This is a genomic window from Acinetobacter sp. TUM15071 (genome assembly GCF_008980925.1).
GTDB classification, from domain to species: domain Bacteria; phylum Pseudomonadota; class Gammaproteobacteria; order Pseudomonadales; family Moraxellaceae; genus Acinetobacter; species Acinetobacter dispersus.
Window position 1 is genome coordinate 245,639 of record NZ_BKGB01000002.1, and the last position, 13,014, is coordinate 258,652.

Consider the following 13,014-nt stretch of genomic DNA (forward strand, 5'->3'; position numbering starts at 1 on the left):
TTACATCTCAACCATTTCAACGCCATCAATACGCGCAACCGTCATCAAGTCTTTATCACCACGACCTGAAACCGTTGCAATAATGATTTGATCTTTCGACATGGTTGGCGCGAGTTTAGTGACGTAAGCCATCGCATGCGAGCTTTCAAGCGCAGGAATAATCCCTTCGATTTGAGTGAGATCACGGAAACCCTGTAATGCTTCATCATCATTGATTGGCACATATTCAACACGGTTCATGTCTTTCAGGAAACTATGCTCAGGACCAACACCTGGATAGTCCAAACCAGCAGAAATACTATGAGTTTCGATGATCTGGCCTTGTTCATCCGACATCAAATAAGTACGGTTACCATGTAATACACCCACATGACCTGCATTTAAGGGCGCAGAGTGTTTACCTGTTTCAATGCCATAGCCTGCGGCTTCGACACCGTACATTTTCACATCTTGATCATTCAGGAATGGATAGAACAAGCCCATCGCATTTGAACCACCGCCTACACAAGCCACTAAAGCATCTGGCAAACGCCCTGCTTGTTGTTGGATTTGTTGGCGAGCTTCGCGACCAATAATCGACTGGAAATCACGAACCAACTGCGGATATGGATGTGGACCTGCAACAGTACCAATCACATAATAGGTGCTATCAACATTAGTCACCCAATCACGCATCGCTTCGTTCATGGCATCTTTCAATGTTTTTGAACCACTTTGCACAGGCACTACTGTTGCACCCAACAAACGCATACGGTAGACATTCATAGCCTGACGTTTCACGTCTTCAGCACCCATGTACACCACACATTCCATACCCAGACGTGCTGCAATGGTAGCCGTCGCCACACCATGCTGACCCGCGCCTGTTTCGGCGATAATACGCTTTTTACCCGACAGCTTTGCCAATAAAGCCTGACCAATGGTGTTGTTCACTTTATGCGAACCAGTGTGGTTTAAGTCTTCGCGTTTCAGGTAAATTTGCGCACCGCCGAGGTGCTGAGACCATCGTTCGGCATAATAAAGTGGGCTAGGACGACCAACATAGAACGCAAGATCACGATCAAACTCTGCTAAAAACTGTGCATCATTTTTCATACGACCATAAAGACTTTCGAGGTCTTCAAGTGCAGCCATCAGCGTTTCTGATACAAAACGTCCACCATGAATACCGAAATGCCCTTGAGCATCCGGAAACTGGGTGTAGTCAATCACTTGATTTTTTTGACTAGGGCTTTGCTGATCCACGTTGGACTCCTTGCATAAATTTTTCAATCAGTTGTTGGTCTTTTATACCTTTTGCGGACTCAACGCCTCCGCTGACATCTACAGCAAATGCCGCTGTAGTATCAATAGCTTCACTGACATTTTCAGGGGTCAAGCCACCTGCCAAAATGAGTGGAATATCTAGTTGGGGAAATTGGGTCCAGTCAAAACTATGTCCTGTACCGCCTTTCAGTTCAGGATGCCATGCATCCAACAGCACTGCACTGGCTCCCGCTGCTTGATAACGCTGGATTTCAGTCACAACATCTAAATCGGGTTTGACTTGAATGGCCTTATACCAACGGCGTTTACAGTGTGTTGCAATTAATTGACATTGTTCTGGCGTTTCATCGCCATGTAGTTGTAATACATCTAAAGGAACGGAATCAAGCACCGTTTGAATTTCTTCAGCATTGGCATTTACAAATAAGCCGACCAACTGCACATAAGGTGGTACCAGCTTTGCCAAGCTTTCGGCCTGCTCAATACTGACATGTCGTGGGCTGGGTGGGAAAAATACAAAACCAATCGCATCTGCACCTGATTCTACAACGGCGTGGATATCTTGTGCTCGGGTAATTCCACAAATCTTGGCACGAGTTCGCATTTGGCTTTGACGCATGAGCTGTCCAATTTAAACTGAATATTTTTGAAACTCTCGCATTGTAATGCAATTTGACTTGCTTTGGGCAAAGTTCATTCGGAAATGCAATTGTTTAAAAAACGTTAACACTTTATACTTTGCGTAATCTTGCAACAAGTCTAAAGCAAATTCTTTTGTTTATAGGGAAGTTGGTGTAAGTCCAACACTGCCCTCGCAACGGTAACACCGAATCACTCATCTCAGCTCAACGCCAAATCACTGCATCGGTATGATGTGGGAAGATGATGAGTAACATCATTCATTTGATGATTATAGTGAAGTCCGGAGACCTGCTTGTTGTTTATTTCCACATTATCATTCACGACGGGTGAATGTCTGGAGCGACATCATGTCTACTGTTTTTCAACCGACTCGTTTAGTTGGTGCTATCGCTATTGCGATGGGGTTTTCTTCACCTGCTTTTGCTCAAGATCAATCCAGCGATAAAACTGCGACGCTAGATACGATTGTTGTGACGGCATCTCGTACTGAACAAAAAATCAATGAAGTTCCTGCGCGAATCAATATTATTGAACCGAAAATTCTTGAGCAGTCACCAATCGCTTCGTTACCCCAATTATTACAAACCGATGCTTCTATCAATATGGTACAAAGCGGTGGCTATGGCCAGACAGCTTCTATCTTCCTGCGTGGCGGTAATTCAAACCAAACGCTTGTTTTAAGAGACGGTGTCCGCCTCAATTCAGCAACTTCTGGTACAGCCTCTTTACCATTTATTGATACAACTGATATTAAGCAGATCGAAGTATTAAAAGGTCCTGCATCAGTTTTATATGGGACTGATGCAATCTCAGGCGTAGTTCAACTTATTTCTAAAACACCAGAAAAAACCTCTGCATTTGTAACAGGTGAAATAGGTGAAAATAAAACCTATAAATCTGTAGTCGGTGCAGATCTGGCTGAAAATGGTTTCTATGCACAAATTCGTGGGCAACGCCTTGAAACGGATGGGACACCTGTAAAAGAGATAAAAAATGCAGCCGATGCCTCATTTGATCAAAAGGGCTATAGTGCAAAATTTGGCGTTGATAAAGAGCAATATGCGGCTTCGGTTGATTATAGTGAGAACCAAGGTTCTAGCGATTACGATAGCTCTGGCAAATTCGTTTCTCAAGATTTTAAAAATGAAATCATTAACGTCAAAGGACGTTTAAATATTCTTGATAATTTAGCTGTACATGCCCGTTTCTCTCAATTTAAAGATGAATTAGATCAAAATAATTCAATAGATTTTGTGCATAGTAAAACGCAAGAATCTGAAATCTATGGTCAATGGGGCTTTACACCAAGTCAAAAGCTTCTCGTTGGTGTAACACACCGAAATATTGATGGTGATGTGATTTCCTATGGCACACCATATCAAGAGGATATTGATTCAACAGGTTATTATATCCAGCACAAATATGATCAAGCAGGATTAAACACCCAAGTTGGTATCCGTGTAGAAGACAATGAAAAATTCGGTACACATACCGTTGCTCAAGGATCTGTTCGTTATCAATTGCTACCTTTAACTAGTATTTATGCAAATATTGGTTCAGCTTTTAAAGCTCCAACACTCAATGATATGTATGCTTATGGTGGCAACCCAGACCTTAAACCAGAAGAAAGCTTGTCTTATGAAATCGGCCTAGACCAAAAACTGGCTTACAATATTTCAACTGGTTTATCTCTCTATACTACAGAAGTAGATAATCTCATTGCTTTTGATGGCGTTCTGAATCAAATGAGTAACGTTGAAAAAGCTAAAATGGAAGGTAGTGAGCTGTATGTGAAATGGCAAGGTGAAAACCTGTTTACTAATTTAAGTTATAACTATGTTCGCGCTAAAGACAAGAAAAATGACGAAGATTTAAGTCGTCGTCCTCGTCAAAATATTGCTTTGACTGCAGGTTGGACCGATGAACAATATACCTTCTCGACTACAATGTTAGCGAATGGTGATTACGACAACAGTGCTTTTGACAATGTTCAAATCCCTGGACACTTCCGTGTAGACATGCATGGACAATACAAAGTGAATAAAAATGTAGATGTTTTTGCGAACATCCAAAATGTAGGTGATTCAAAATATCGTACCGCTTATGGTAGTGGTAGTTACTACATCAACGGTGGTCGCCTAGCCTCTGCAGGTGTCACATTCCGTTATTAATCGCGTGATAAAATAATAAAAAATATTTTCTTAACTCCAGTTTCGGGGTAATGTTCTGACCGACATTATCCCCTTTTTATTTTCAGGATCAGAGAAACAGAACTATGGGACATCGTTTAAGTAAAATCTATACACGTACAGGTGACTCAGGCACAACAGGTCTGGGAGATGGCTCACGTGTTGCTAAAGATGATTTACGTATTGCCGCTTTGGGTGATGTCGATGAACTCAATGCAACCATTGGCTTACTTCGTGCACAAATCAGTGCCAGCACAGTTGAAAATAAAGCACACTGGGATAAAAGCTTAAGTCTGATTCAACACTGGTTGTTCGATTTAGGGGGTGAAGTGTGTATTCCAAATTATCACCTACTACAACCTGTATGCATCGAGTTCCTCGAAAAAGAAATCGATCACATGAATGAATCTTTGCCGATGTTAAAAGATTTTATTTTGCCATCAGGCACTTTAGCTTGTAGTTATGCACATCAAGCTCGTGCAGTCTGTCGTCGTGCAGAACGTGCTTTATTGTCAGTACATAATCGTGACCGAAACATCCAAGCAACCGCATTACAATTACTGAATCGCTTATCGGACTGGTTATTCGTTGCTTCACGTGCATTACAACGTGCTGAAGGTGGTAGCGAAGTGCTGTGGCAAAAAAATATTAACGACAGTATCGATCAAGCATAACTTTTCAATAGGCAGAGAAAAATGCGAATTATTGGTCATCGTGGTGCGCGTGGTGAAGCCCCTGAAAATACCTTAGGCGGTTTTCGTTATCTGCATGATTTAGGCGTACGTGGTGTTGAATTTGATGTCCGCCAACTGAAAGATGATCAACTGGTCGTGATCCATGATGATGATTTTGTGCGCACTGCTGGTCGTTCACAACAGGTTGAAAGCTGCAATTTATTAGAAGCTCAGCAATTCGATCATCGCCATCAATGGCAGGCATGGGCATTTGAAGAATACACACCAAGCCTACCGCATGTTTTGGATTGTTTAACCGATTTTGAGCATATCGAAGTTGAAATTAAGGCTGTTGCAGATGAAACTGCGGCTGAGCGTTTGGTCTATCAACTGCATCAAGATTTAAAAGGGTTTGAGAAGAGCGCAACCATTACCAGTTTTGATGTCAAAATTTTGGCAGCCTTACAACAACATCAGAGTTCATTTAAACGTGGGCTGTTGGTGGAAATCCCAATTGGTGAATATGCAATAGAACTTGCCCAGCAATATGGCTGCAGTCAAATTGGCTGGGGAGATGCCTTGGCGACAGATGAAATTATTCAACGGACTCAACAAGCGAATATTGAGATTAGTGTCTGGACGGTGAATGAAGTTGAACGTGCCAAGCATCTTCAACAGTTGGGCATCCAAGGTTTGATTACCGATGTACCCACCACGATGTTGCAGCATTTGATGTAAGCAAAAGGCGGAATAAATTCCGCCTTTTTTTATTTTACTTTTTACGTTGCGCCTGAATAAGACGTTGCCCTTTTGCATCTAATAAATATAAGTTTGCGCCATCCAACTGGAAGCGCTCAACCCGTTGAATCGAATCCATCAAGTCAGCTTCTTGCGCTAACGCGCGGTTACAGCTCTGATGTTGTGCCATTACATCAAAATCCAGTTTACGTTGGGTGAAATCGTATTTATAACGACCATAAATATTGTTGCACCCAGTATGCCCTGTCACCATTTTTGAAACAGAGTTAAGCAAGAAGCTTGGATACTGGTTAAAGAACAATGCCCGCTTGCCTTGAATCGTTGTAATCTGCCATTCGATATCCTGAACGCCATCTGTACTCTTACGTACTTGCATTGCCGGTGGCTGAGTTACTCGCTTGGGCTGCAAGGTGTTTTTTTGCACAGGTTTTGGCTGACTTTGGCATGCTGCAAGCATAACTGCAGCAGAGAATATTAAAGTTTTGTTAAAAAATGCCTTCAAAGAAAAAATGGGATTTTTCATGGTAATTTGCTCAGACATTGATTTATTTCACCTTTTAATTCATTGATTAATTTTACAAATGAATTCTGTTACTGTTCTTTCGATACAACTGTAGAATAATGCTAGTGCTAATTGATTTGGACATGCTAATATCAGTGATAAAATAGCAATATATCGTCATGATTGGTTTTGCTATCTCGTTTAGTTTTATTATCTTGTGCAAACAAGGTTTTTAGGAGCGCTGACGGATATGACTTCCGCCCCACTCAAAAAAGCACCCATTAACTGGACTGCTAGCATTACCTTAATTGGAACACCAATTCTTGCTGCTATATTAATTCCTTTGTACGCCTATTATTATGATTTTAGTGTAAGTGCATGGGTGAGTATGATTTTCCTATTGGCACTCAGTAGCCTAGGAATTACAGCAGGTTATCACCGTCTATGGGCACATCGTGCTTATGAAGCGGCATTACCGCTTAAAATCTTACTCATGATTGGCGGCACCTTTGCTGTTCAAAACAGTATTTTATTCTGGGCTTCAGGTCACCGTACCCATCACCGCCATGTCGATGATGTTGATGAAGATCCGTATTCAATCAAACGTGGCTTTTGGTATGCCCATCTAGGTTGGATGATTCGCGATCATTCCCCATCTAAACCAGATTTTAAAAATGCTCCTGATTTGCTCAATGACAAATTAGTGATGTTTCAACACAACTACTATGTGCCAATGGTGATCGCAGTTCACGTTGGTGTATTAGGCTTGATTGGTTGGGCGACAGGCGATATCTGGGGTGTAATTTTACTTGGTGGTTTATTACGTTTGATCATCAGCCATCATGTCACCTTCTTTATCAACTCACTGTGTCATATGTGGGGTAAACGTCCTTATACTGATGAAAATACGGCGCGAGACAACTTCGTGTTAGCTATTTTCACTTGGGGTGAGGGTTATCATAACTACCACCACATTTTCCAATACGATTACCGTAATGGTGTGAAATGGTGGCAATATGACCCAACCAAATGGTTGATCTGGACCAGCTCTAAACTTGGTTTAGCAAAAAACCTACGTCGTATTCCTAGCTTTAATATCAAAAAAGCAGAGCTTGCGATGAAGTTCAAATATGCGGAACGTGACTTGGCGATTTATGGTCATGATGTCAATACTGACATCGTGCAAATGAAACAACGTATTGCACAAGAATATGAAGCTTTCACCCATACTTTAAATGATTGGGCTAAGCTAAAAGAACAAGAGCTTCAAGCGAAAAAAGCAGCGATGGCTGAGAAAATTCATCAGATGGATCACAAACTGAAAGTTGATTTCCAACTGCTTGAACATCGCTTAAGTCACCATCGTGAATGTTTAGAAACCTTGATGCGTAATATCAAAAAAGCGCCAGTTTCTGAATAACGAAATACCTACCGAAAATGGTCTCAAGAGAGGCCATTTTTTATGCCTGTTCATCTACCTTTCCCCTTCCTTAGGATTCCCCATTTCACACTAATTTTTGCTATAGTCATGATTCAGCTCTCTCTGATGTTTCAGTTATGCAATTCAATCCCCGCTATGCTTCCCTCAATCCTAAGCTCTATCACCAACAGCAGCCAAGTCCATTGCGTGGTGCCAAAGCAGGTCATTTCAATGAAGCTTTAGCAGATGAATTGCAATGGAGCGAAGAAGATAAAGCCAACTGGGTTGAAATTTGTAGCGGACAAAAAACCTTTGCTGAATTCACCCCACTCGCTATGGTTTATGCAGGCCATCAGTTTGGACAATGGGCTGGACAACTCGGTGATGGCCGCGGTTTGTTGATCGGGCAAATCCTAAATAAACAAGGTGAAACGATTGATCTACATCTCAAAGGTGCAGGTTCAACCCCCTACTCGCGCATGGGCGATGGACGTGCAGTCCTACGTTCAGTGATTCGTGAATATTTGGCGGGTCATGCATTGAATGCCCTTGGTGTTGCATCGAGTCATGCTGTTGGTTTTACCAGCTCAACTCAAGGCGTACAGCGTGAAACCTTAGAGCTAGGTGCGATGCTGTTGCGTACTTCCGAATGCCATATTCGTTTAGGGCATTTCGAGTGGATCAATCAATATGCACCTGAACTTTTATCAAAATTCACCCAGAAATGTATTGAATGGCATTATCCAGAATGCCTGAAAGCTGAAAATCCAATTCTGGCTTTTGCAGAAGCGGTGATTGAGAGAACCGCGATTATGATTGCTAAATGGCAATTGGTTGGCTTTGCGCATGGGGTGATGAATACCGATAATTTAAATATTACTGGTTCAACACTCGACTTCGGACCTTACGGTTTTATGGAACGTTTCCGCCCGAATTGGATTAACAACCACTCAGACTATCAAGGGCGTTATACCTATCAAAATCAGCCGAGTATTGGTCATTGGAATCTTTGGACATGGCTGAATAATTTAATTCCATTAGCAAACGCAGAAAATAAAGAACAGTTCAAACTCGATCTAGCAGCATGTTTAGAAAAATTTGAGCCGACCTTCTTACAATACTATGGTCAGGGCTTATGTCAAAAAATGGGACTGCCGCATTTCCATAAAGATAGTCTGGATTGCAGCTTTGCCTTTCTTGGTATTTTGCAAACAGAGCAGCTAGATTACACACAAAGTTTTCTTCGTTTGCAGCAACAAGATTACAAAGCATTAAGAGATGACTGTATTCATATACAACAGTTTGATGACTTCCTAACACGCTATCAAAATATCCGACAACATCAAGATACTGATGCCTTGGATGAGATCATGCAGCAGGTCAATCCACAGTATATTCTGCGCAATCATATGGCGCAGAAAGCCATTGAACTTGCGGAACGTGGTGACTTTAATGAGGTTGATCGTTTGTTTAAACTTCTGAATCAACCCTATCAAAAACAATCTGATTTAGAAACTGAACAGGATACTGGGCCATTACCAAGTGATGTACCAGAGGTAATGGTGAGCTGTTCATCTTAATTTTGAGTCGTTATGATTCACTTGTGTCGCTATTGCGGCTCAAGTGAGTTACTTATTTTAAAAGAAGAAAATAATGAAAACTGGATTGATTGCTGGATGTGTTGTTTTAATCATTTTATTGGCACTGGCTTATTTCCAGTATGGTAAGTTCATCCCAACATTAGGATCGACACATCAGCCTCTATCAGCCCGTGAAATACAACAGCTTCAACAAAACAAACCTGTGACTTCAATTGAAGTGTTTAAAAGCCAGCGTATTCTGCAATTAAAACATCAACAAGAGGTCATTCGCAGCTATCCGATGCGCTTAGGCTTTGATCCAATCGGACACAAACAGTTTGAAGGTGATGGTAAAACACCTGAGGGAACTTATTCTATTGATTGGCGGAATCCTCAAAGTGCTTACTATAAGTCTTTGCACATCTCCTACCCCAATAAAACTGATACGACCTATGCCCAACAGCATAATCGTTCTGCGGGTGGCGATGTGATGATTCATGGCACTGTACCAACACGGGCAACATCCCTTCCTGCAAGCGCAAGCTATATGCCACGTAAGGACTGGACACTGGGTTGTATTGCAGTAACCAACTCAGATATGGATGAGATATGGCAATTGGTCACGGATCATACGCCTATTATCATTCACCCATAACGGGATAGCACTCAAGCGTGTTTGCGGATAAAGGCGGTGATCAAACCGAGCAAGGCTTATTCAGGGGATAGGTTTCCAATCCAGAAACAATCTCATTACCGCAATCTAGCTCATCACAAGTTATTGTAAAGTAATGTAATCTTATTTTTCGCAGAATCTAGTGATGGTTCACTTAAAACTAGAAAAGAAGATAATTTCTACAAAACCGTTAAGAAACTATCCACATTTTCTGTGGATAACGCTGTGGTTATCCACAGGATAAAACTTTTTGCAGTGCTCCACCCCTTACCATCATCAAAACTCATCTCATGCCAGCCTCTCTATCCGAAGGAAAAGAGACGAACTCATCTGTAGAAACTGTTCCATATTTTCTTGGATATGAGCTGCGACTAAAGCAGCGCAAGGGGTAGCCACAGGATAACAGTTTTTGTAATACGTCATCCCTTATCATCATCAAGATCCATCTAATTTCAGCTTCTCTATCTGAAGGAAAAGAGAGGAGTAATCTAAGTTCGACGAGAAATATGATACTCGGAAACGTCATCTACAACCTGCGCGATGTTAGCATGGTAATGTTTTTGCAATATATTTTAATAATTCCAAGAACAGAACAGGTTTTGTAGATGCCAATGGTTTTGCCTACTTTTGCCAAAACAAAAGTAGGGCGAGCCTGAACAAATTAAAGCGATTGAAGCTTTATAACCTGCAAGACATAGTGGCTGATCCTGAAATTAGTTAAAAGCCTAGTAAGACTCCACCAAGATAATTATTTTTCAATAAGTAAGAGGCATACTTACTTAAATTAAAATCAGATCAATGATTTACTCATCTGGATATTCAAACCTATAACCCACACCATAAACTGCCTGAATCCACTCATGACGATTACCTGTATCTGCCGCTTCTGTAATCTTACGGCGCAGGTTTTTAATATGACTATCAATCACACGATCGGCAACATCGAAGCTATCAGGATTAATGTGATCAAGTAATTGTGCACGAGAATAAACTTGACCTAAGTGCTCCAAGAACAACTCTAATAACCGAAACTCAGTCGGTGTCAAAGTCAATGCTTTTTGTTGATACCAAATCCGTTGCTGTGCTTTATCAATACGGAATAAATCATTCTGTTCAGGCTCAGCCTTACGTTCCAAACGACGCAAAACAGCTTGTACACGGGCAACCAGTTCTTTTGGACTAAACGGCTTACAGATATAGTCATCTGCACCCATGTTCAAACCTAACACACGGTCAATTTCTTCAGTCCGTGCCGTCACCATAATGATCGGTAGGTCAGACTGTTCACGAACTTTACGGCAAATGGTCAAACCATCCATACGCGGAACCATCAAGTCCAAAATCATCAAACTTGGTTTACGTTGCTGAAACTGGGTATATGCATCTTGACCATCATGAAACATACTGACTTCAAACCCAGCCGCTTCTAAATAGTCACGAACCAACTGTGCGAGTTCAACTTCATCTTCAACCAACATAATATGTTTCATGGTCTTCATCCTATCCATCATCCCCCACCAAAGAGGATTTAAAAGTTATTTAATCTGTTTTGGGAAAGTCAGTACACAACGCAACCCACCTAATGGTGAATGGTCGAAAGTCAGTGAACCACCTAAAGCTTGTGCCAGTTTACATGATAAGGCTAAGCCTAAACCTGTACCGCCAGTACTACGTGTACGCGAATCATCGACACGATAGAAGCGTTCACCTAAACGTGCCAGTTGCTCATCATTTACACCCAATGGACTATCATCCACATACATTATCCATTGTTGCTCATTTTGTTGAGTGTGAATCTGTATTTTTCCGCCTTGCTCGGTATAACGAACACAGTTACCCAGCAAATTGACAATAATCTGTTTAAAGCGATCCCGATCTAAAGATAGGATTGCCCCTTCTCCAGACAATGTCACCTCAAGCTGGTTTTGCTCAAATGTAGATCTAAAGTTTTCAACTTCTTGTAGGACGACATCCCACGGATTAACATCTGCAAAATAGCATTTCAACTGTTGTGCATCTGCCTGTGCTAAATCAGCCAAATCCTGTGTCAACTTCTTCAAACTACTCACTTGACGCATCATGGCATCAAGATGCTCTGGTGTCGCTTTACGAATTCCATCCTGCATCGCCTCAATCTGAGCCTGTAATACAGCCAATGGTGTTTTCAATTCATGCGAGGTGTCAGATACCCATTGACGGCGTGATTCTTCATGGTGATGCAAGATATCAGCCAAATGGTTGAGCTGATTGGACAAATCACCAAGTTCATCGTTACGACGGATCTTCACTTGATGCTGGTAATTACCACGCGTGAGTTCGCGAGTTGCATTCAGCAAACGTTGAATTGGTTTTTTAAAATAAGTTGCCATCAACAAAGCTGCAACTAGACTCGAAAGTACCGTTAACGCATAGACCAAAAGTAAATAACGTTTTTGATTACTAAAGAAATTAATACTAGATGCATCATCCTGATCTAAAACAGGTTTTAATCCTAAATAGCCAACCACCTTTTGCCCTACAATAATGGGGCGGAAAGCAATTTGATCTGTTGCAGGTTCACCTACAATAAACTGCTGCTTTTCATCATACAAAGATAAACGCGAGCTTAGACCTAAACGGTCAGGGATCGAAACAAAACGCTTTTTACCATGCTCAGCAGGTGTATTCAGTTTGGTTTCCTGCTTACCGTCATTACTCTCTTTCTTTAAACGGAATTGACTTTGACTTAAGGGAAAACGTAAACCTTCAAATGGTTGGTATTCTGAAGGTAAATTCTGTTTAAGAATTTTTAATTCTTCATCATTAAAGATTTGGCGATTTTTGATTTCGACATTATTTTGCGCCAATGTTGGAGATAAACTTAACAGGGTATGGTCATTAAAATAACGTTGCTGTAAAGCAATATCATACTGACGACGCAACCACCATTGTGACAATCGATCATAGTCATCAGGAGCTGCACTGCCCTCAATTTGTAAAATTTGTGCCTGAATCGCATTACCCCAGTCATGGTAAACCGTATAGACATTGCCTAAGTTGGCAATCAAACGGTCCAATTTCTGCATTTCTACATCGGCCACATAACGTGCAAAGTTCTTTTGCATGGTCCAATGCAAGACCCCCAGGCTAATCGTAGCGATCAACAAGGTCGTGAGTAATACCGTTAAAAACAAGCGTAAAGCTAAAGGCACGCGACGAACATTCAAAAGCTGAGTCTCAATAGTGTTCTATTTGTGGATTGTAACCAACATGGTCGAAAAAAACTCTCCATTGTTTCTTCATCTTTATTATCTAATCTTTAACCATCAA

11 protein-coding genes and 1 riboswitch are annotated in these 13,014 nt (G+C 41.3%); of the genes, 6 read left to right on the forward strand and 5 right to left on the reverse strand.

Translation table 11 applies throughout. The features are described 5' to 3' along the window. Both trpB and GBI66_RS03200 read right to left on the reverse strand, forming a co-directional pair. Complete coding sequence (gene trpB / locus GBI66_RS03195; RefSeq protein WP_005193001.1) at positions 1 to 1,245, reverse strand: tryptophan synthase subunit beta; 1,245 nt, start codon at positions 1,243 to 1,245, stop codon at positions 1 to 3. Then, positions 1,226 to 1,885 carry a phosphoribosylanthranilate isomerase gene (locus tag GBI66_RS03200; protein WP_151715136.1) on the reverse strand — a complete coding sequence of 220 codons (660 nt, stop codon included), beginning with the start codon at positions 1,883 to 1,885 and terminating at the stop codon, positions 1,226 to 1,228. Before GBI66_RS03200 ends, trpB begins: the two co-directional genes overlap by 20 nt. A gap of 119 nt (positions 1,886 to 2,004) precedes the next feature. Beyond that, positions 2,005 to 2,219: riboswitch (cobalamin riboswitch) on the forward strand. A 36-nt stretch (positions 2,220 to 2,255) separates the two neighbouring features. On the opposite strand from GBI66_RS03200, the gene GBI66_RS03205 reads away from it, so the two are divergent. From GBI66_RS03205 to GBI66_RS03215, 3 genes are all read left to right on the forward strand, one after another. Then, entirely contained in the window at positions 2,256 to 4,079 is a 1,824-nt protein-coding gene (locus tag GBI66_RS03205) for a TonB-dependent siderophore receptor (protein WP_151715137.1), read from the forward strand. Between the two features lie 104 nt (positions 4,080 to 4,183). Continuing rightward, positions 4,184 to 4,771, forward strand: a complete 588-nt coding sequence (locus tag GBI66_RS03210) for a cob(I)yrinic acid a,c-diamide adenosyltransferase (protein WP_151715138.1) — start codon at positions 4,184 to 4,186, stop codon at positions 4,769 to 4,771. A gap of 21 nt (positions 4,772 to 4,792) precedes the next feature. Beyond that, positions 4,793 to 5,509 (forward strand): glycerophosphodiester phosphodiesterase, encoded by a 717-nt coding sequence (locus tag GBI66_RS03215; protein WP_151715139.1) that lies wholly within the window; start codon positions 4,793 to 4,795, stop codon positions 5,507 to 5,509. Positions 5,510 to 5,543: 34 nt separating this feature from the next. On the opposite strand, the gene GBI66_RS03220 is transcribed toward GBI66_RS03215, so the two are convergent. Beyond that, the gene (locus tag GBI66_RS03220; RefSeq protein WP_005208816.1) at positions 5,544 to 6,071 is read right to left on the reverse strand and encodes an META domain-containing protein; all 528 of its coding nucleotides are present in this window, start codon (positions 6,069 to 6,071) and stop codon (positions 5,544 to 5,546) included. Positions 6,072 to 6,282: 211 nt separating this feature from the next. On the opposite strand from GBI66_RS03220, the gene GBI66_RS03225 reads away from it, so the two are divergent. The 3 genes from GBI66_RS03225 (at position 6,283) to GBI66_RS03235 (ending at position 9,687) form a co-directional block, all read left to right on the forward strand. Further along, complete coding sequence (locus GBI66_RS03225; RefSeq protein ID WP_005193015.1) at positions 6,283 to 7,452, forward strand: acyl-CoA desaturase; 1,170 nt, start codon at positions 6,283 to 6,285, stop codon at positions 7,450 to 7,452. Positions 7,453 to 7,589: 137 nt separating this feature from the next. After that, the gene (locus GBI66_RS03230; RefSeq protein ID WP_151715140.1) at positions 7,590 to 9,032 is read left to right on the forward strand and encodes a YdiU family protein; all 1,443 of its coding nucleotides are present in this window, start codon (positions 7,590 to 7,592) and stop codon (positions 9,030 to 9,032) included. A 73-nt stretch (positions 9,033 to 9,105) separates the two neighbouring features. Beyond that, positions 9,106 to 9,687 carry a murein L,D-transpeptidase family protein gene (locus GBI66_RS03235; RefSeq protein WP_151715141.1) on the forward strand — a complete coding sequence of 194 codons (582 nt, stop codon included), beginning with the start codon at positions 9,106 to 9,108 and terminating at the stop codon, positions 9,685 to 9,687. Between the two features lie 821 nt (positions 9,688 to 10,508). On the opposite strand, the gene GBI66_RS03240 is transcribed toward GBI66_RS03235, so the two are convergent. Both GBI66_RS03240 and baeS read right to left on the reverse strand, forming a co-directional pair. After that, the gene (locus GBI66_RS03240) at positions 10,509 to 11,195 is read right to left on the reverse strand and encodes a response regulator (protein WP_005193024.1); all 687 of its coding nucleotides are present in this window, start codon (positions 11,193 to 11,195) and stop codon (positions 10,509 to 10,511) included. A gap of 45 nt (positions 11,196 to 11,240) precedes the next feature. Next, positions 11,241 to 12,911, reverse strand: coding sequence for a sensor histidine kinase efflux regulator BaeS (gene baeS / locus GBI66_RS03245; protein ID WP_005208824.1), 1,671 nt, complete (start codon positions 12,909 to 12,911; stop codon positions 11,241 to 11,243). Positions 12,912 to 13,014: the final 103 nt, after the last annotated feature.

Coding starts and splice junctions, on each gene's coding strand:
- GBI66_RS03200 (WP_151715136.1), bottom strand. CDS start 1,885: ATGCGTCAAAGCCAAATGCGAACTCGTGCCAAGATTTGTGGAATTACC.
- GBI66_RS03205 (WP_151715137.1), top strand. CDS start 2,256: ATGTCTACTGTTTTTCAACCGACTCGTTTAGTTGGTGCTATCGCTATT.
- GBI66_RS03210 (WP_151715138.1), top strand. CDS start 4,184: ATGGGACATCGTTTAAGTAAAATCTATACACGTACAGGTGACTCAGGC.
- GBI66_RS03215 (WP_151715139.1), top strand. CDS start 4,793: ATGCGAATTATTGGTCATCGTGGTGCGCGTGGTGAAGCCCCTGAAAAT.
- GBI66_RS03220 (WP_005208816.1), bottom strand. CDS start 6,071: ATGTCTGAGCAAATTACCATGAAAAATCCCATTTTTTCTTTGAAGGCA.
- GBI66_RS03225 (WP_005193015.1), top strand. CDS start 6,283: ATGACTTCCGCCCCACTCAAAAAAGCACCCATTAACTGGACTGCTAGC.
- GBI66_RS03230 (WP_151715140.1), top strand. CDS start 7,590: ATGCAATTCAATCCCCGCTATGCTTCCCTCAATCCTAAGCTCTATCAC.
- GBI66_RS03235 (WP_151715141.1), top strand. CDS start 9,106: ATGAAAACTGGATTGATTGCTGGATGTGTTGTTTTAATCATTTTATTG.
- GBI66_RS03240 (WP_005193024.1), bottom strand. CDS start 11,195: ATGAAACATATTATGTTGGTTGAAGATGAAGTTGAACTCGCACAGTTG.